The 18,223-nt window shown below is 73.4% G+C and carries 13 protein-coding genes; 3 read left to right on the top strand and 10 right to left on the bottom strand.

Annotated elements, in window-relative coordinates; all coding sequences use genetic code 11:
• Nucleotides 1–61: 61 nt before the first annotated feature.
• Nucleotides 62–1,597 (bottom strand): RDD family protein, encoded by a 1,536-nt coding sequence (locus ACLB9X_RS17295; RefSeq protein WP_410361263.1) that lies wholly within the window; start codon nt 1,595–1,597, stop codon nt 62–64.
• Nucleotides 1,598–1,824: 227 nt separating this feature from the next.
• Between ACLB9X_RS17295 and ACLB9X_RS17290 the strand changes: the two genes are divergently transcribed.
• Nucleotides 1,825–2,256: an SsgA family sporulation/cell division regulator gene (locus ACLB9X_RS17290; RefSeq protein WP_410361262.1), complete on the top strand. Its 432-nt coding sequence runs from the start codon at nt 1,825–1,827 to the stop codon at nt 2,254–2,256.
• A gap of 20 nt (nt 2,257–2,276) precedes the next feature.
• On the opposite strand, the gene ACLB9X_RS17285 is transcribed toward ACLB9X_RS17290, so the two are convergent.
• Entirely contained in the window at nt 2,277–3,644 is a 1,368-nt protein-coding gene (locus ACLB9X_RS17285) for an FAD-binding oxidoreductase (RefSeq protein WP_410361261.1), read from the bottom strand.
• Between the two features lie 108 nt (nt 3,645–3,752).
• On the opposite strand from ACLB9X_RS17285, the gene ACLB9X_RS17280 reads away from it, so the two are divergent.
• The gene (locus tag ACLB9X_RS17280; RefSeq protein ID WP_410361260.1) at nt 3,753–5,438 is read left to right on the top strand and encodes a tetratricopeptide repeat protein; all 1,686 of its coding nucleotides are present in this window, start codon (nt 3,753–3,755) and stop codon (nt 5,436–5,438) included.
• A 329-nt stretch (nt 5,439–5,767) separates the two neighbouring features.
• On the opposite strand, the gene hppD is transcribed toward ACLB9X_RS17280, so the two are convergent.
• The gene (hppD, locus tag ACLB9X_RS17275; RefSeq protein WP_410361259.1) at nt 5,768–6,913 is read right to left on the bottom strand and encodes a 4-hydroxyphenylpyruvate dioxygenase; all 1,146 of its coding nucleotides are present in this window, start codon (nt 6,911–6,913) and stop codon (nt 5,768–5,770) included.
• A 121-nt stretch (nt 6,914–7,034) separates the two neighbouring features.
• Here hppD and ACLB9X_RS17270 point away from each other — a divergent pair, with 121 nt between their 5' ends.
• A complete protein-coding gene (locus ACLB9X_RS17270) occupies nt 7,035–7,514 on the top strand; it encodes an Lrp/AsnC family transcriptional regulator (RefSeq protein ID WP_410361258.1) in 480 nt (159 codons plus the stop codon).
• A gap of 65 nt (nt 7,515–7,579) precedes the next feature.
• Here the strand turns inward: ACLB9X_RS17270 and ACLB9X_RS17265 are convergent, their stop codons facing one another.
• The 7 genes from ACLB9X_RS17265 to ACLB9X_RS17235 all read right to left on the bottom strand — a co-directional run bounded on the left by ACLB9X_RS17265 (nt 7,580) and on the right by ACLB9X_RS17235 (nt 18,155).
• Nucleotides 7,580–8,368 (bottom strand): S16 family serine protease, encoded by a 789-nt coding sequence (locus ACLB9X_RS17265; RefSeq protein WP_410361257.1) that lies wholly within the window; start codon nt 8,366–8,368, stop codon nt 7,580–7,582.
• A 63-nt stretch (nt 8,369–8,431) separates the two neighbouring features.
• Complete coding sequence (locus tag ACLB9X_RS17260) at nt 8,432–9,073, bottom strand: IclR family transcriptional regulator (protein ID WP_410361256.1); 642 nt, start codon at nt 9,071–9,073, stop codon at nt 8,432–8,434.
• 417 nt (nt 9,074–9,490) lie between these two features.
• Entirely contained in the window at nt 9,491–11,275 is a 1,785-nt protein-coding gene (locus ACLB9X_RS17255) for a DEAD/DEAH box helicase (protein WP_410361255.1), read from the bottom strand.
• Between the two features lie 273 nt (nt 11,276–11,548).
• Nucleotides 11,549–13,015 (bottom strand): MFS transporter, encoded by a 1,467-nt coding sequence (locus ACLB9X_RS17250; protein WP_410361254.1) that lies wholly within the window; start codon nt 13,013–13,015, stop codon nt 11,549–11,551.
• Nucleotides 13,016–13,165: 150 nt separating this feature from the next.
• On the bottom strand, nt 13,166–15,481 hold the full coding sequence (locus tag ACLB9X_RS17245; RefSeq protein WP_410361253.1) for a xanthine dehydrogenase family protein molybdopterin-binding subunit: 2,316 nt from the start codon (nt 15,479–15,481) through the stop codon (nt 13,166–13,168).
• Complete coding sequence (locus tag ACLB9X_RS17240) at nt 15,478–17,262, bottom strand: 2Fe-2S iron-sulfur cluster-binding protein (RefSeq protein WP_410361252.1); 1,785 nt, start codon at nt 17,260–17,262, stop codon at nt 15,478–15,480. The genes ACLB9X_RS17245 and ACLB9X_RS17240 overlap by 4 nt, the downstream gene beginning before the upstream one ends.
• Nucleotides 17,259–18,155 carry an FAD binding domain-containing protein gene (locus tag ACLB9X_RS17235; RefSeq protein WP_410361251.1) on the bottom strand — a complete coding sequence of 299 codons (897 nt, stop codon included), beginning with the start codon at nt 18,153–18,155 and terminating at the stop codon, nt 17,259–17,261. Before ACLB9X_RS17235 ends, ACLB9X_RS17240 begins: the two co-directional genes overlap by 4 nt.
• Between the last annotated feature and the right edge of the window lie 68 nt (nt 18,156–18,223).

Raw genomic sequence — 18,223 nt, 5'->3', positions numbered from 1 at the left:
GGGCCCCGCAACGGCTCGCGTGCGTTCGGGGGAACGCGCGCGACACGGCGTACGAGGCGGATCAGCCGGTCACGAACGTGTGCGCCGCCTTGTCGTGCCAGCACTGCCGCCACGGGCGGTCGAACAAGCACCACAGCACATTGAGCACCCCCAGGACGAGGACGCCCAGCACTCCGTAGACCAGCCAGCGGCGCAGCGCCGCACCGAACGGCGGCGGTTCGTGGGACTCGATGTCGAGCACCTTCACCCCGCACAGCTTCTTGCCCAGCGTGCGGCCCCACTTGGCGGTCGGCAGCGCCTCGTACAGCGCGCCGAGGACGAGGAGCGTGCCGAGGACAATGCCGAGCTGGCCCGCGGTGGTCCCGTCGATCAGCCAGACCGTGACCGTCTCGCCGGACAACTTCGCCGCCTCGATCTTGTCGTCGATGTGGGCGAGGGCGCTCAGGACGACGGGAACCGCGACGGCGCCGACCAGCGCGCCGAGCACCAGGGTGTCGATCAGCCGGGCGGCGAACCGCTTGCCGAGGGACGCGGGCCGGGCGTTCGCCTGTGCCGCCGCGGCCGCCAGGAACGGGTCGTCGACCGGGGGCTTCCAGGGCGCGACCGGCCGGCCGGCGTCGGCGGCCGGGCCCGACTGGGCGAGCTGGTGGACCTGTTGCGCCCACGAGGCGGCACCGCCGCCGGGGCCGTTGGTGACGGGCGTCTGTGCGGCGGGGGCCGGGGCGGCCGGTGCCTGCGGCTGCGGCTGCGGCTGCTGGGCGGGTGACGGTGCGTGAGGCTGGGGCTGGAGCTGCGACGGGGGCTGGGGGTGCGACGGGGGCTGGGCCTGGGCGGGGACGCCCGGCTGCGGCTGCTTGGGGGGCGCGGCGGCACCGGACCCGAGCGAGCGGATCGTCATGGTGCCGTCGGGCTCCGCGCCGGCGGCCGGTCCGCCCGGCCGCTGCGCGCGGATGGCGACCGTGTGGTCGGCCGGCTGACGGCTCGCAGGGGCGTCGCCGGACTGGCCGGCGCCCGGGCGCAGCGCGCGGATGGCGACCGTGCCGTCCGTCAGGGGCCCCTCGCCCGCGGAGGGGGCGACCGGGCGGGGGTCGCCGGGGCCCGTGTCCCCCTGCGGGGTCACCGACCGCATGCCGGGCAGCCGGCCGCCGCTCGGGTCGACGGTCCCTGAGGGCTCGGCCGGGCGGCGCGGGTCGGACGCGCCTGCGCCGGAAGGGTCGGCGGCACGCGGGTCCTGGATGCCGCCCCAGGAGACGCGGTTGTCCAGGTCGCCGCCGAAGCCGGACTGGCGGGCGGCATCCGCCTGCCAGGCGGACGCGGGCTCGGGACGCGACGGTTCGGCGTCGGGCTCCTCGTCGAGGAAGACCGGGCCGGTCTCCTCCACGGCCACCGGAGGGGGCGCGGACGTAGCGCGGGCGGGCGCGTGCGCCGCCGACGCGGGCGGCGTGGGCATCTCCTCGCCCGACTTGGGAGCGGGCCTGCTCGTACCGGGCACCCACGCGGCGCCGTTCCAGTACCGGACATATCCGGGGATGGAGGGGTCCGGGTAGTAGCCGGGCGTGGGGCTGCTGTCGCCGGTGGCCGGGGTTGGGGCGCTCATCACCGTGGTCCCGTATCTCTTCGAGGCCTCAATTCAAGGCTCCACATCTATCAGACCCTCGGGCGCACCTGGAGCGGTCCTGCGGTATCGACCACTTTCCGGGTAAGGGCCGCGTCACGGAAAGTAGTCGCCGGAAGTCGCGTAAGAGCCGAGGGGGACGCCCCTCTCTTCCTGTGCGGCCCGCTCCTGGCGGGCCCGGCCGGAGCACAGGAGAGAGGAAGACGACGATGAACAAGACCGTGGTGGAACGGGATCTGGAGCTGAAGCTGGTGCTGTCGGCGGAGCGCGGCGTGCCCGTGCCGGCCCGGCTGACGTACCGCGCCGACGACCCGTACGCCGTCCTCATCACCTTCCACATCGGCTCGGATCATCCCGTCGCATGGACGTTCGCCCGCGAACTGCTCGTCGAAGGCGTGTTCCGGCCGTGCGGCAGCGGTGACGTACGCGTGTGGCCGACGACGTCCGAGGGCCGCAGCGTCATCCGGATGGCGCTCAGTTCGCCCGACGGTGACGTGCTGCTGGAGGCGTCCCCGGCGGTCGTGTCGGCGTGGCTGGAGCGGACGCTGTGGATGGTGCCGCCCGGCTCGGAGACGCAGCAGCTCGGCATCGACGAGGGCCTGGCCGAGCTGCTCTCGCCGACCAGGACCGAGGACGCGTAGCGGAGCGAGGGGGTGACGTCTCAGAACAGCTTGCCGGGGTTGAGGATCCCGAGCGGGTCGAAGGTGCGGCGAATGCCTTGCTGCAACTCCAGGCCGACCGGCCCCAGTTCCCGTGCCAGCCATTCCTTCTTCAGCACGCCGACGCCGTGCTCGCCGGTGATGGTCCCGCCCAGCTCCAGACCGAGCGCCATGATCTCGTCGAACGACTCGCGGGCCCGCCGCGCCTCGTCGGGGTCGAGGTGGTCGAAGCAGACGACGGGATGGGTGTTGCCGTCACCGGCGTGCGCGCAGACGCCGATGGTGAGGTCGTACTTGTCGGCGATCGCCGCCGTCCCGTCGATCATCTCGCCCAGCCTGGAGCGCGGGACGCAGACGTCGTCGATCATCGTCGCCGGCTTGACGGTCTCCAGCGCGGTCAGGGACAACCGGCGTGCCTGGAGGAGCAGTTCGGACTCGGCGGCCGTGTCGGCGGGCACCACCTCGCTCGCACCCGCCGCCTCGCACAGCGCCGCGACGGCGGCGAGGTCGGCGGCCGGGTCAGGGGTGTCGAAGGCACACAGCAGCAGGGCCTCGGTGGTCTCCGGCAGGCCCATGTTCGCCAGCTTGTTGACCGCCCGGACGGTGGTGCGGTCCATGATCTCCAGCAGTGACGGGGTGTGGCCGCGCTCCATGATCGCGCAGACGGCGTCGCAGGCGGTCGCCGCGGAGGGGAACTCGGCGGCCAGCACGAGCTGGGCGGGCGGCTGCGGCTTGAGCGCCAGCACCGCCTCGACAACGATGCCGAGGCTGCCCTCGGAGCCCACGAACAGGCGCGTGAGGTCGTAGCCCGCGACGCCCTTGGCGGTGCGCCGGCCCGTGGTCAGCAGCCTGCCGTCGGCGAGGACGACCTTCAGCCCGAGCACGTATTCGGCGGTCACCCCGTACTTGACGCAGCACAGGCCGCCGGACGCCGTGCCGATGTTGCCGCCGATGGTGCACATCTCCCAGCTGGAGGGGTCCGGCGGGTAGTACAGGCCGTGCTCGTTCACCGCGCGGGACAGCACCGCGTTGACGACGCCCGGCTCGACGACGGCGATCCGGTCGACGGGATTGATCTCGAGGATCCGGTCCATCTTGGTCAGCGACAGCACGATGCAGCCGTCCGACGCGTTGGCCGCGCCCGACAGGCCCGTACGGGCGCCCTGCGGCACCACGGGTACGCGCAGAGCGGTCGCGGTCCGCATCACGTGCTGGACCTGCTCGACGGTCCGGGGCAGGACCACGGCGGCGGGGCTGCCCGCGTCGCAGAAACTCGCCATGTCCCGCCCGTACGACGTGGTCACGTCCGGGTCGGTGATCAGTGCCTCGGCCGGCAGTCCGGCACGCAGCCGTTCCAGGAGATCGTCCATGATCCCAGCGTCGCACCGAGGGCCATCGGTGTGAACCCGTCAGCGTTCCGCTTCGCACAACCGAGTGTGTTCTTCGTATGGACTGCCCGCTGACGCACAGTGAGCGCCATGAAGAGCGAAACCCTGAAGAACGCCGCTGTCAGCACGCTGGTCGGCGCGACGCTGGTCACCGGGGTGATCCTGCTCGCGCCCGGATGGGGGGAGGAGACGAGTTCCGGGCCGGTCCCCAAGCCGCCCGCGGCCCGCGCGATGGCCGCGGCGGGTGCGGGCGCACCGGCCGCGCCGGCCGATCTGAAGGCGCTGATCGGCGACTACGAACACTGGCTGCACAGCCATCCGGGTGACGGACAGTCATGGGCGGTGCTGGGCGCGGCGTACGTGGAGCATGGCACGCGGTTCGCGCGGCCGGAGGACTTCTCGAAGGCGGAGGAGGCGCTCGGCCGCGCGAGGGAGATCGGGACGGAGGAGCCGGACGACGTCCGTGCACTGGTCGGGACGGCTGCGCTGGCCAACGCCCGGCACGACTACGCGACCGCACGCCACTGGGGCGAGCGCGCCCGCGAGCGGGCGCCGAAGGCGTGGACGGTGTACCCGGTGCTCGTCGACGCCTACAACGGGCTGGGGGACTACAAGGCCGCCGGCCAGGCGATGGACAGACTGCAGACGTTGCACTCGGGGCCCCGGGTGAGGGACCGCGAGGCGCAGATCTACCAGGACAGGGGCTGGCGCGAGGACGCCGCCACCCTCGCGCACGACATGACTCTGCGCGCCGGCACGCCCACCGAGAAGGCCGACGCGCTCGTGCTGCAGGGTGACCTGGCCTGGGACCGGGGCGAGCCCGCCGAGGCCGTGGACCACTACGACAAGGCGCTGGCCGCCGACCCCGGCAGTCACCGGGCCCTGGCGGGACGTGCCCGCGCCCTGGTGGCGCTGGACCGCACGAGTGACGCGCAGCGGGACTACGAGGAGGCGCTCGCAATGGCGCCGCTGCCGGAGTACGCGCTGCGGGCGGGCGAGTTGGCGGTGTCGCTCGGCCTGGACGGGGACGCGGCGACCCATTTCCACCAGGTGCGGAGCCTGGTGCAGGCGGCGCGCGCCCACGGGGTCGACGGCGACCTGGTGCTGGCGCGGTTGGAGACGGATCACGGCGACGCGGAGTCGGCGGTGCGGCGCCTCCAGGACGAATGGCGGCACGGCCACCGCAGCGTGCACGTCGCGGACGCGATGGGCTGGGCGCTGTACCGGGCGGGCCGGGCGGAGGACGCGCTGCCGTTCGCGCAGCTCGCGACGAAGCAGGGGGCGGCGCGGCATGCGCTGTTCCTGTACCACCGGGGCGCGATCGAGCGGGCGCTCGGCAACGAGGGGCGGGCGCGCCGGCACATCGAGGAGGCGCTGCGCACGAACCCGGACTTCTCCCCCCTGCGCGCGCCGGCGGCCCGCGAGGCCCTGGAGGCGCTGGGCGAGCCGTCGCCGGGGGGCCCGCTGGACGTGGACGGGGACGGGCTGCCGGACGAGGAGCCGTGGGAGCCGCCGGCGCGGGTGGCGGAGCCGTCGGCGTCGTCGTCCGAGGCTCCGTCTGAGGCTCCGTCCGGGGCGCCGTCGGTGGCTCCGTCTGGGGCGCCGTTCGTGACTCCGTCGGCGAGTGCGTCCACGGGGCCGTCCGCGGGGGTGTCGTCGGTGGGGGCGTCCGCCGGGCCCGAGGCGTCTGTGGCGCCTTCGCAGCGGGTGGCGCAGCCGTGGGCGTCGCCCTCGGTGTCGACGTCGGCGGCGCAGGGGGTGGCCGGGGTGGGGTGATTCCCCCACCCCGCCCCTCCCCGAAACCGGGGCAAGCCCCGGCCCCCGTACCGCGCTCCGCGCGGTGGCCTCAAACGGCGGCCGGGCTGATTTCGCTCCGCGAAACCCAGCCCCGCCGGGGGCACCCCCCTGGCTTCGCCGGGGGGACCCCCACCCACGGCCGCCAGGCCGTAGGGGGAGTTTGAGGCGCGGGGCTCGGGGCCGAGCCCCGACGACGGCACCCGGCACGCGGCACCACGAACGGCGCTTCGGACAGCGGGGCCGGCCCCGTGAGACCCAGCCCCGCCGGCGTTTGAGGCGCAGGGGCTCGGGGCCGAGCCCCGATGGGGCTACAGGTTGCCGCGCTTGGCCTGTTCGCGTTCGATCGCCTCGAACAGCGCCTTGAAGTTACCCTTGCCGAAGCCCATCGAGCCGTGGCGCTCGATCATCTCGAAGAAGACCGTCGGACGGTCCTGCACCGGCTTCGTGAAGATCTGCAGCAGGTAGCCGTCCTCGTCCCGGTCCACGAGGATCTTCAGCTCGCGCAGCGTCTCGACGGGCACCCGCGTCTCGCCGGCCCACTCGCCAAGGGTGTCGTAGTACGAGTCGGGCGTGTCGAGGAACTGGACACCCGCGGCCCGCATCGTGCGCACGGTGGCGACGATGTCGTTCGTGGCGAGCGCGATGTGCTGGACGCCCGCGCCGCCGTAGAACTCCAGGTACTCGTCGATCTGCGACTTCTTCTTCGCGATCGCCGGCTCGTTGATCGGGAACTTCACCTTCAGCGTGCCGTCGGCGACCACCTTCGACATCAGGGCGGAGTACTCGGTCGCGATGTCGTCGCCCACGAACTCCTTCATGTTCGTGAAGCCCATGACCTTGTTGTAGAAGGCCACCCACTCGTTCATCCGGCCGAGCTCGACATTGCCCACGCAGTGGTCGATCGCCTGGAAGGTGCGCTTCGCCGGCGGCTCGACGATCGGGTCCGCGGCGACGAAGCCGGGCAGGTACGGCCCGTCGTAGTCCTTGCGCTCGACGAGCGTGTGGCGGGTCGTGCCGTAGGTGGCGATCGCGGCGAGGACGACGACCCCGTGGTCGTCCTTGACCTCGTACGGCTCGGTGATGCCCGTCGCGCCGTGCTCGACGGCGTACGCGTACGCCGCGCGCGCGTCCGGGACCTCGATGGCGAGGTCGACCACACCGTCACCGTGCGCGGCGACGTGGTCCGCGAGGAAGCGGCCCCAGTCCGTGGACGCCTTGATCACGGACGTGAAGACGAAGCGGGCGGCGCCGTTGGTGAGGACGTAACTCGCGGTCTCGCGGCTGCCGTTCTCCGGTCCGGAGTAGGCGACGAGCTTCATGCCGAAGGCCGTGGAGTAGTAGTGCGCGGCCTGCTTGGCGTTGCCGACGGCGAAGACGACCGCGTCCATTCCCTTCACCGGGAAGGGGTCTGCCTTACGCGCGGTCTCCGGGGTGTCATGCATGGTCTCAGTCATGGCAGCAGGCTCCCCCCGGACCACAAGGTGCGCAATAGTTTCCGTATCGACTGGTCAATCTGCCCAGCGGATCGGGCGGATCGTCGGGCGTTGTGTACAGGATGACCATTGGAGGGACGTCATGGCGATCGATCATCTGGACGGGCGGCTCATCGTGCTGCTGGCGCGGGAGCCGCGCATCGGGGTTCTGGAGGCGTCGCGCCGGCTGGGGGTCGCGCGCGGCACCGTGCAGGCACGTATGGACAGGCTCCAGGCGAACGGCGTGATCAGGGGCTTCGGACCGGACGTCGACCCGGCGGCGCTGGGTTATCCCGTGACGGCGTTCGCCACGCTGGAGATCAAGCAGGGGCAGGGCTCCGACGTACGGGCGCATCTGGCGACGGTCCCCGAGGTGCTGGAGCTGCACACGACCACGGGCCACGGCGACATGCTCTGCCGGCTCGTCGCCCGCTCCAACGCCGACCTCCAGCGGGTGATCGACCGCGTGGTGGGCTTCGAGGGCATCGTGCGCGCGTCGACGGCGATCGTCATGGAGAACCCGGTGCCGCCGCGGATCATCCCGCTGGTGGAGCAGGCGGCGGAGGACTCGGCCGACAGGTGACCGGCGACGTACCTGTGTCACAGGCGGGATGGACGGGGCCGGGACTACGGGTGACGCCGCGGGCGTCAGCAGCTCGGGACCTTCCCGCCCCGCTCCAGCGCCCGCAGGGAGTCCACCGCGCCCTTGAGCGTGGTGACGGGGATCAGCTGCATCCCGGAGGGCAGTTCCGCCTGGGCGTCCGCGCACTCGTCCTTCGGGACCAGGAACACGGTCGCGCCGTCCCGCTCGGCCGCCTGGGTCTTCAGGGCCACTCCCCCGACCGGTCCGACCTTGCCGTCGGCCGTGATCGTGCCCGTACCGGCGATGTTCCGGCCGCCGGTCAGGTCGCCGCCCGTGCCGTCGCCGTCGAGCTTGGCGACGATGCCCAGGGAGAACAGCAGACCGGCGCTGGGCCCGCCGACGTCGGCCAGGTGCAGCGAGACCTTCACCTTCGCGGGGTCCTCGCCGAGGTAGCCGAGGGCCGCGCGGGTGGCGACGTCCTGCGACTGCTCCATGTCGCGGACGTTGTGTCGCTCGATCTCCCGCTCGGACTTGCCCGCCGGGTAGACGGCGTCGCGGGGCAGCACCGCGCGGTCCGTACGGAACCACCCGTCGACGACGTCGCCGAGACCGACCTCGGCGGACGGGCCGCTCGCCACGATCGTCGTCATGCGCAGGGCGCCCTCGGTCTCCCGCGTCGGAACGCCGGAGATCGTGATGATCTGCCGTCCCTGGTCCTTGCCGAGCACGTCCGCGGTCATCCCGGGCTGCGCGACGACGTACGGCAGCGGCGTGAGCCCGGCCACAGCGAGCAGCGCGACGACCGGCAGGGCGCAGAGGGCGAGGGCGCGGGGGCGCGTGAGACTGGAGAACACGGTGCCAATCTATCTGCCCGTGGCACCGCCCCTCGCCGGGCGGGACGCCGCGGGGACCGTCCGTCAGCGCAGGGCGTCCGCGACCTCGCGCGCCGCGTCCAGCACGCGCGGACCCACCCGCTCCGGAACGGCGTCCGCCAGCATCACCACACCGACGCTGCCCTCGATCCCGGTCACGCCCACGAGCGCCGCGGCCGCGCCGCTCGCCCCCGCCTCCAGTTCGCCGTGCGTGAGGGTGTAGCCGGGCTCCGCCTGGCCGTTCTGGCGCGCGGCGAGGATGGCCTTGCCGGCTGCCCCGCGGTCCAGCGGATGCCGGAAGCCCGCCCGGTAGGCGACGTGGTAGTCGGTCCAGGTCGGTTCGACGACGGCGACCGCGAGCGCCTCGGCGCCGTCGACCAGGGTCAGGTGGGCGGTCGCCCCTATGTCCTCGGCGAGCGCACGCAGCGCGGGCATCGCCGCCTCGCGCACCAGCGGGTGCACCTGCCGGCCGAGCCGGATCACGCCGAGGCCGACCCTGGCCCGGCCGCCGAGGTCACGGCGGACCAGGGCGTGCTGCTCGAGGGTGGCGAGCAGCCGGTAGACGACGGTGCGGTTGACGCCGAGTTTGTTGGACAACTCGGTGACGGTCAGCCCGTGGTCGGTATCGGCGAGCAGCTTGAGGACACGGAGTCCCCTGTCGAGCGTCTGGGAGGTTTCCGCGGTCACGACGCCCTCTCTTTCGGAGTGAGTGACGGCGGTTCTCGTGGAGATGTCGCGACACCGGTCCCATCGGCGACGCACCCAGAGGCCGCCGGCAGGCCATGGCACACCGACTGCGCTCCGCGGCGGCGCTGCCACGGGGCGTTTGCATGGCGGGGACAGTAGCGACCGGCACCGCTCAGCGGAAGGGCTCGTCCAGAATCCGGGCGATCTTCCACGGACGACGTGCTTTTGGTCCCCATAAGGGACGCCGGGAAGGGCGGGGGGGCGGCGCACGGCATCGCGGCGAGCGGAGGCCGCCACGACCGCGGCGAGCGGGGTCACCGCGTCGCCGGCGGGCAGGCGGCGTCGCCGCATCCGCAGCAGGCGGACGGGGGGCCAGGTCCCCGGCGCCCGGCAGGGGGTCACATCCCCACGCGGTGGTCACCGCATCCGCGTCGCCCACTCCTGGACCTTCTTGATCCGCTCACGGATCTGCCCGGCGGTGGCCTCCGCGCTCGGCGGGCCGCCGCACACCCGGCGCAGCTCCGTGTGGATGACACCGTGCGGTTTGCCGCTCTGGTGCACATATGCGCCGACCATGGTGTTCAGCTGCTTGCGCAGCTCCAGCAGCTCCTTGTGGGAGACCACCGGACGCCGCTCGGCCGGCAGTTCCAGCAGGTCGGCCTCCTCGTCGGGCTTCCTGCGGCTGTGCGCGATCTGCCGTGCCTGCCGCTTCTGCAGGAGCAGCTGCACCTGGTCGGGTTCGAGCAGGCCGGGGATGCCGAGGTAGTCCTGCTCCTCCTCGCTGCCCGGGTGGGCCTGCATGCCGAACTCGGCACCGTCGTACAGCACCCGGTCGAACACGGCGTCGGACTCCAGCGCCTCGAAGGGCAGCATGTCCTGTCCGCCGGTGTCCTCGTCCTGCTGGCGCTCGGCCTCCGCCATCTCCTTCTCGGACTCGGCGTACGGGTCCTCCTCGCCCTCCTTCTTCGGCCGGTCGAGCACGTGGTCGCGCTCGACCTCCATCTCGGAGGCGAAACCGAGGAGGTTCGGAATCGTCGGCAGGAACACGGAGGCGGTCTCGCCGCGCCGCCTGGACCGTACGAAACGGCCCACCGCCTGCGCGAAGAACAGGGGCGTCGAGATGGTCGTCGCGTACACGCCGACGGCCAGGCGCGGCACGTCGACGCCCTCTGACACCATGCGGACGGCGACCATCCAGCGGTCCTGGTTGTCGCTGAACTCCTCGATGCGCCGGGAGGCCGCGGCCTCGTCGGAGAGCACGACGGTGGCCTTGGTGCCGGTGATCTCGCGGATCAGCTTGGCGTACGCGCGGGCCGAGTCCTGGTCGGAGGCGATGACGAGGCCGCCGGCGTCCGGGATGCCCTTCCTGACCTCGGTCAGCCGCTGGTCGGCGGCGCGGAGCACGTTGGGCATCCAGTCGCCGCGCGGGTCGAGCGCGGTGCGCCACGCCTGGGAGATGGCGTCCTTGGTCATCGGCTCGCCGAGCCGGGCGGCGACCTCGTCGCCGGCCTTGGTGCGCCAGCGCATGTTGCCGCTGTAGCTGAGGAAGATCACGGGCCGGACGACGCCGTCGCCGAGGGCGTTGCCGTAGCCGTAGGTGTAGTCGGCGGCGGAGCGCCGGATCCCGTCGTTCCCTTCCTCGTACGTCACGAAGGGAATGGGATTGGTGTCCGAGCGGAACGGCGTGCCGGTGAGCGCGAGCCGCCGGGTGGCCGGCTCGAACGCCTCCAGGCACGCCTCGCCCCAGGACTTGGAGTCACCGGCGTGGTGGATCTCGTCGAGGATGACCAGGGTCTTGCGCTGCTCGCAGCGGTTGCGGTGCAGCATGGGCCGTACGCCGACGCCGGCGTAGGTGACGGCGACCCCGTGGTACTCCCTGCTCAGCGGCCCGGCGCTGTACTCCGGGTCCAGCTTGATCCCGATCCGCGCGGCCGCGGCCGCCCACTGCTTCTTCAGGTGCTCGGTCGGCGCGACGACCGTCACCTGCTGCACGACGTGGTGGTGCAGCAGCCAGGAGGCGAGGGTCAGCGCGAAGGTCGTCTTGCCGGCGCCGGGCGTGGCGACGGCGAGGAAGTCGCGCGGCTGCTCCTGGATGTACTTCTCCATGGCCCCCTGCTGCCAGGCACGCAGCTTGCTGGCCGTACCCCAGGGGGCACGGCCGGGGAAGGCGGGTGAGAGGTGGTGGGAGGCGGTAGTAGTCACGGTCTCCGGTTCACGGGACGGGGGCTCTGGTACGACAACCGGGCCACCCTACCGGTGGCCCGGCGGTCGTCCGGGCGAACGTGCCCAGCCGTGGGGAGTTGGGAGGTGCCTCACACCGGAGTCATTGCGCAAACCGGGGCAATTGCCCAGCAGTCCTGGGCATATCCACCAGCCCCTGGCACAAGAACGGCCAGACGTCCGGGGAGGCGTCCTGGCCGAACACGCTCGACTGCCGACGGGCGAGGGCCGAGTCCGGAGAGGTACGACACGGTGCTAACGATGCGACACCCGCAACCGCGTCGCGACCCACGCCCCCACCAGCGCCACCCCCGCCATGGGCAGGAACACCGCGGCGAAGGCGGTCGGCTGCGAGACGGACGCGGCCGTGGCCGCGTGGGCGCCCACCGTGCCGCCGCCGAGGGCGGCGAACGCCGCGCCGCCCGCGGCCAGCAGCAGGATGTTCGACAGCGCGTCCGAGATCTGCAGCGCGGCCGAGTTCGAGCCCGCCTCCTCGGGGGCGGAGAGCTTGAACAGCAGCACGCTCGTCGAGCCGATCACGAGCCCCATGCCGAAGCAGCCGAAGCCCCACGCCACGCCCACGATCCACACCGGTACGGCGTCGATCAGCACGCTCGGCGCGGTCGCGATCGCCGCGGCGACCAGCAGCATGCCGAACACGACCAGGGGTTCGCGGTAGGGCTCGGTACGCGGCCGGGACTGCACGTACGAACCGAGTGCCCACGTGGCTCCGCCGACCGCGAGCGACAGGCCCGCCAGGGTCGGGGACAGCCCGCGCTGGGTGACGAGCATCAGCGGCACGAAGGACTCGGCGGCGATGAACGACCCCGCGGCGATGCCGCGCAGCAGGACGACGGACGGCAGTCCGCGGGCCGCCCGGTACGTCCCCTTGGGCAGGATGCCGAGCACGCACGGCACGAGCAGCACAGCGCCGGCCGCCGCGGGCAGCGCCGACAGCGGGCGCAGGTCCTGGCCCGCGTACTGGAGCAGGCCCGCGCCGAGCGAGATCCCGAGGGCCAGCCTGATCCTGCGCCGGTCGAACGGCGGCAGGGGCGCGCCGGGGTCCGCCGGGCCCGATGCGCGCTGCCGGATCGCGGGCAGCGCGAGGGCGAGCGGTACGGCGACGAGCGCGGGGATGCCGAGGAAGACCCAGCGCCAGCCGAGTTGTTCGGTGACGGTGCCGGAGGCGAGCGGGCCGACCACGGACGGGACCACCCAACTTGCCGCGAAGGCCGCCATGATCGCCGGCTGGAGCCTCTCCGGGTAGGCGCGGCTGACGACCACGTACAGGGCGACGATGACGAGCCCGCCGCCCAGCCCCTGGACGGCACGCCCCACGACGAACACCCACATCGCGCCGGCCGTCCCCGACAGCAGCAGCCCGGCGGCCCAGGCGCTCATCCCGCCGGCGAGCGCGCCCAACGGCCCCCTGCGGTCGGCCCACTGCCCGGCGACGACCATGCCGAAGAGGCTGGTGGTGAAGTACGCGGAGAAGGCGAAGGCGTACAGCGGGATACCGCGCAGCTCGCGGGCGGCCACGGGCATCGCCGTGCCGACGGCGGTCGCCTCGAAGGCGATCAGGAAGACGACGGAGACGATGCCGATGCTGAGCGCACGGTAGGACGGGCCGAGAACACCCCCGCCGCCCGGTTCCACGGCGCTGTCGGCTGCGTCGGCGGGCGGCTGCGTGACATCGGTGCCACGCGGTTCGGGGGCGGTCATGAGCTCAGGGTAAGGGGCATGACGGCCCGTGGACCCTGTCGTTCGACGGGACCCACATGGTCCCTTGGTCGTAGGACCGGGCGTCGGAGGCGAGAGGTGCTCACCTTTTCGTTCGGTCAGTCGATGAGGGGCGGTGCTACTCGTCGGCCGTTACGAGTTGGGCGCCGCCACCGCCGACTGTGGCCGGATCGGGAGTCTGTTGACCGGGCGGCCCGTCGCCGCGCGGACCGCTGAGGCCACTGCCGCCGGGGACGTGACCACCGGGACCGCGCTCGCCGCCTTCGCGCCGAAGGGGGCCACCACGTCCCGTTCCTCGACCAGCTTCACGATGCGAATGTCCGGGGCGTCCAGTGACGTCGGGAGTGCGTAGCCCGTCAGGTCCGGGTGGCGGATCAGGCCGCGGGCCGTGCGGAGGTTCTCCGTGAGGGCCGCGCCGATGCCCTGGGTGACGCCCGCCTCGATGCGGGTCGCCAGCTGGGCCGGGTTCAGGACGCGGCCCACGTCCTGGGCCACCGCCATCTCGACCACACGGATCGAGCCGAGTTCGATGTCGACGTCGACCACCGCGCGGATCGCGCAGAACGCCAGCCCCACGAACGCGTCGCCCTGGCCCGACTCGTCCAGCGGCTCGGTGGGGTGGGGGCGGCACTGGGCCGTCGCCCACAGTTCCTTGCCGTCCATCGCCTCCGTGACCGTCGTCGAGAGCACCCCGTCGTACGACGTGATCTTGCCGTCGGTGATCTGGAGCAGCTCCGTGGACATGCCGAACTTGTGCGCCAGCGGCTGGAGGAGCTGGGTGCGGACCATCTTGGCCGCGCGTTCGACCGCGCCGCCGGAGACCCAGGTGTGGCGGCCGTGCACCGCCGGGCCCGCCGGGGGCTGGTCGGTGTCGACCGCCGCCACGTGGACCTCTTCGATGCCCAGCGTCTCCTGCACGATCTGGCGCGCCAGCGTCGAGAACCCCGAACCGGTCTCGACCGCCGCGCAGATGACCGTCGCGATGCCGTCGTGGACCTTGACCGTCGCCGTGGAGACCTCGTCCGTGCCCTCGGCGCCGAGCATGTGCACCATGCCGAGCGCGTAGCCCACGCCGCGGCGTACCGCGCCCGGTTCGCCGGCGCCCTCCGGGCCGCCCGGGAGGAGCCAGTCGTCCTCGGGGGTGTCCTTGGGGAGGGAGGGCAGCGGGTGGTCCCGTACGGCCTGGAGCAGTTCGGCGACCGGCGCCGGGCAGGTGACCGTCTGGCCGGTGGGCAGGAGGTCGCCGGTGGCCAGCACGTTGCGCAGGCGGATCTCGGTCTGGTCCAGGCCCAGTTTGGCCGCGAGTTTGTCCATCTGCGCCTCGTACGCCGCGCAGACCTGCATCGCCCCCTCGCCGCGCACGTGGCCCGACGACGGGTTGTTGGTGCGCACCGCCCAGCCCTCGATGAAGGCGTGCGGGACGACGTAGGGCCCGCAGGCGAACGCGACTGCGGCGGCCAGTGATTCGGCGGACGCGTCGGCGTAAGCGCCCGCGTCGAGCAGCAGTTGCGCCTCGATCTTCACCAAGTGGCCCTCGGCGTCGGCATGGTGACGGTAGCGCAGCAGCGTCGGGTGGCGGTGGGCGTGGCCGAGGAAGGACTCCTCGCGGGTGGCGGTGAGCTTGACCGGGCAGCCGGTCCGCAGGGCCAGCAGGCCGAGCGCGAGCTGGAAACCGGGGTCCTCGCGGTCGCCCGTCGCGCCGGGTACGCCGGTGACGACGATCTTGACCCGTTCCTGCTCCAGGCCGAAGCAGGCGGCGGCGAGTGCGCGGTCGGCGTGCGGGTCGGTCGAGGCCGTGTACAGCTCGACGCCGCCGTCGGGCCGCGGCACGGCCAGGCCCGCTTCCGCGCCGATCGGCGCCGGGTCCTGGCGGCCGATGCGGTACAGGCCCTCGACGATCACCTCGCCGGTCACGTCCGGGTCGCCGTAGCGCAGCGGGATGTGCCGGATCAGATTGCCGTCGGGGTGCAGCGGTTCGGCGGCGAACGCCTTCTCCGGGTCGGTCACCGGGTCGAGGAGTTCGTACTCGACGGCGATCGCGGCCGCGGCGAGCCGCGCGGTGTCCGGATGGTCGGCGGCCACCGCGGCGATCGCCTCGCCGTGGTGGCGGACCGTCTCGGAGGCGAAGACCGGCCGGTCGGCGATCCGCCTGCCGTACGACGCGTCGCCCGGGATGTCCTCGTGGGTGATCACCGCGTGTACGCCGGGCATGTCACGGGCGGCCGACGTGTCGATGGACACGATGCGGGCGTGCGGGTGCGGTGAGCGCAGCAGCGCCCCCCACAGCAGGCCCTCGGCCCACAGGTCGGAGGCGTACGGGAACGTGCCCTCCGTCTTGGCGCGCGAGTCCGCCGCGGGGAGGGAGGAGCCGAGGCCGTGGGCCGGCGCCTGTGGCCGGGGGGCCTCGACGGCCTGCGGATTCGCCGTGGTGGCCGCGTCGTTGCTCACGCCATGCCTCCGTCGTGCGGGTGGGCCTGCACCCTACCTGCGCCCGGGGGCGCCTGGTGCGGGATGCGGACTTCCTCGTGCGCTTCCTCGTGCGGCTCCGGTGGCGCCTCCTCGGCCGCCGCTGCCGCGCTCGCGGCGCGTTCGGCGACGACCTCGCGTACGGCCTGGAGCACGCCTTGGTAGCCCGAGCAGCGGCACAGGTTGCCGCACAGGGCCTGGCGGGTCTCCAGCTCGGTGGGGGCGTGGTTGCCCTCCAGGAGGTCGTGCACGGTCATGGCCATGCCGGGAATGCAGTACCCGCACTGGACGGCGCCGCAGTTGGCGAGCGCCCGCTGCACGTCGGAGGGCTCGCCGCCACGGGCGAGTCCTTCGACCGTGCGGACCTCCGAGCCGGCGGCCGTCGCCGCGGGGACGAGGCAGGAGGCGACGAGCCTGCCGTCCACCTGGACGTTGCAGGCACCGCACTCGCCCTGGGAGCAGCCGTCCTTGGCGCCTGCGAGACCGAGGCGCTCCCGCAGGACATAGAGGAGCGACTCGCCTATCCAGGCCTCGGTGACCGGACGGTCCGTGCCGTTGACCCGCAGGACGTACGAGGTGGGCGGGTGTTCGTCGGCGGCGGGGAGGGTCTCGGTGCCGGTGCCGGTCGCCTCCTCTGCCGGCGATGCGCCGGAGTGCGGTTCACCGGCGGACGCTTCGTCGGAGTCCCCGGTGGACTCCCCTGCGGGTGGTTCCGCGGTGGGCGGTTCCCCGGAGGGTGCGTCCCCGGACGGCTGCGGTGCGGCCTGCTCCGGCTGGTCCGGCTGGTCCTCGCGCGGCTCCGGCACCCGAGCGGTCGCCGGACTCGCGGGCTCCGCGACGAGCTGCGGCCGCTCCGCCTCCTCGGGCCCGGACGCGAGCTCGGACACGACCTCGGGCGCGGCCTCGCCGGGCGACGACTCCCGCACCTCCGGCTCGTGTTCCACCTGCTCCTGCTGAGGCGTCTGCTCCTGGGGCACCTGGTCCGCCCACGGCGCGGGCGCGCCGCCGGGCAGCGTCGCCCACGGGGCCGGCGCACCGCCCGGAAGCATGGCCGGGGGCTCCGCGGCGGCCCAGGGCGTCTCGGCCGCCGGCGGCGCGGAACGCAGGAACTCGCCCGACTCGTCCGGAAGATCACCCTCCGCGATCGGGATCGACCACTGCCCGGTCATCTCGTGACCGGCGGCGCCCTGCGCCGGTGCCGGGGCGGGCTCCTCGGGGAACGTCCACTCACCGGTCGCCTGCGGGTCGCCGTGCTGCTGGGCACCCGGCTCCGGCCACGGAACGGGCTCGGGCGCCGACGGCTCCGCCTGCGTACCGGCGTCCTGCTGCTGCGGAGACTGGGACTGCTGCGCCCAACCTCCGGTCGCCGCCGGGTCGGTACCCGCCTCCGGCGCGAGCGGCTTCAACGGCATGATCATGGGCGGCACGTAGCCGTGGCCCGGCGCCTCCAGGGGCGCGGCAGCCGGCGAATCCTCGGTCGGCAGCTGGAAGAAGCCCGTCGCCTCGCTGTCGTAGTCGGGGGCCGTCGGCTGCCAGCCGCCGTACTCGTACGGGAAGTCCTGCCCGTGGTCCTGGTAGCCCGGATAGTCCTGCGTGCCCGCGGCGTACCCCTGGTCCCCGCTCTGCGGGTACTCGTGCGGGCCGTGCTGCACGAAGGCGTCCGGCAGGTCCAGGTGCCCCTGGCCGCCGTCCGGACCACCCTGGTGGTCCCGGTGGCCGGACCGCTCGGGGAAACGCCCCTGCTGGTGGTCCTCGTTGCTCACGACAGCGCCCTCCCCAGTGCCCGTCGGGCCAGCGCGGCGACCGTGCGCCGCACATGCAGTACGGCGGGCGACAGCACCTGCTGCTCCTCGCCCGGTGCCGCCGGGACCGGGTCCGGGATGCACGCGGCCGCCACGTACTCGCCGAAGGCCGCGAGCGCCTCGGCCGCGAGCCCCCGCTCCCCGTCCCAGTCGATCAGCGACGCGATCCAGCGCTCGGCCTCCAGCGGGCGCAGGGGCATCGGCGCGATCGCGCCCACCGCGCAGCGCACCCCGCGCCGCGCCGGGTCGAGCACGACAGCGACGGATGCGGTGGCGCGGCCGGGGCCGGTGCGGCCGGTGGCCTTGAGGAACACCTGCGGGGCGTGCAGGAGCGGCACCCGTACGAAACCGATGAGTTCGGCGGGGCCGAGCATCTCCCGGCCTGCCAGCAGGTGGGAGACCGGGATCTCGCGGCGCGCGCCCTCAGGGCCCGCGACGACCAGGTCCGCCTCCAGGGCGGCCAGCACGGGCAGGGTGTCGCCGGTGGGCGCGGCGCTGACGATGTTGCCGCCGAGCGTGCCCGCGTTGCGGATCTGCGGCGGGCCGGCCGCGCGCGCGGAGGCCGCGAGGGCGGGGATGAGGGCCGCGAAGTCGGGCCGTCCCATCCGGGCGTGGGTGAGTCCGGCGCCGAGCAGCGCGTGCCCGTCCTGATAGTGCCAGCCGCGGATCTCGCTGATGCGGCCGAGGCCGACGAGCCCCGCGGGCCGGAGCTGCCCCCTGTTGACGGCGACCATGAGGTCCGTGCCCCCGGCGACGGGCACGGCGGCAGGCATGGCGGTGAGCGCCGCCACGGCCTCGTCGAGCGAGCCCGGCAGCGTCACCGACTGCGCTGTCTGCGGTGCGTGCGTGGTCACCCAGCTGCCCCTTCCCGGTGTCCCGGCTGTCCCGCCTGTGTGCCGTACCGTACGTGCTCACAGGCCGG

It is taken from the genome of Streptomyces sp. 5K101 (assembly GCF_046506645.1).
Lineage (GTDB): Bacteria > Actinomycetota > Actinomycetes > Streptomycetales > Streptomycetaceae > Streptomyces.
The sequence above is the reverse complement of the archived record's forward strand: the minus strand, read 5'-3'. Positions and strand labels throughout refer to the sequence as shown.

What these genes read in the sequence shown, in the direction of transcription:
- ACLB9X_RS17295 (WP_410361263.1), bottom strand. Translation starts at nt 1,597, where the DNA reads ATGAGCGCCCCAACCCCGGCCACCGGCGACAGCAGCCCCACGCCCGGC.
- ACLB9X_RS17280 (WP_410361260.1), top strand. Translation starts at nt 3,753, where the DNA reads ATGAAGAGCGAAACCCTGAAGAACGCCGCTGTCAGCACGCTGGTCGGC.
- ACLB9X_RS17270 (WP_410361258.1), top strand. Translation starts at nt 7,035, where the DNA reads ATGGCGATCGATCATCTGGACGGGCGGCTCATCGTGCTGCTGGCGCGG.
- ACLB9X_RS17285 (WP_410361261.1), bottom strand. Translation starts at nt 3,644, where the DNA reads ATGGACGATCTCCTGGAACGGCTGCGTGCCGGACTGCCGGCCGAGGCA.
- ACLB9X_RS17290 (WP_410361262.1), top strand. Translation starts at nt 1,825, where the DNA reads ATGAACAAGACCGTGGTGGAACGGGATCTGGAGCTGAAGCTGGTGCTG.
- ACLB9X_RS17250 (WP_410361254.1), bottom strand. Translation starts at nt 13,015, where the DNA reads ATGACCGCCCCCGAACCGCGTGGCACCGATGTCACGCAGCCGCCCGCC.
- hppD (WP_410361259.1), bottom strand. Translation starts at nt 6,913, where the DNA reads ATGACTGAGACCATGCATGACACCCCGGAGACCGCGCGTAAGGCAGAC.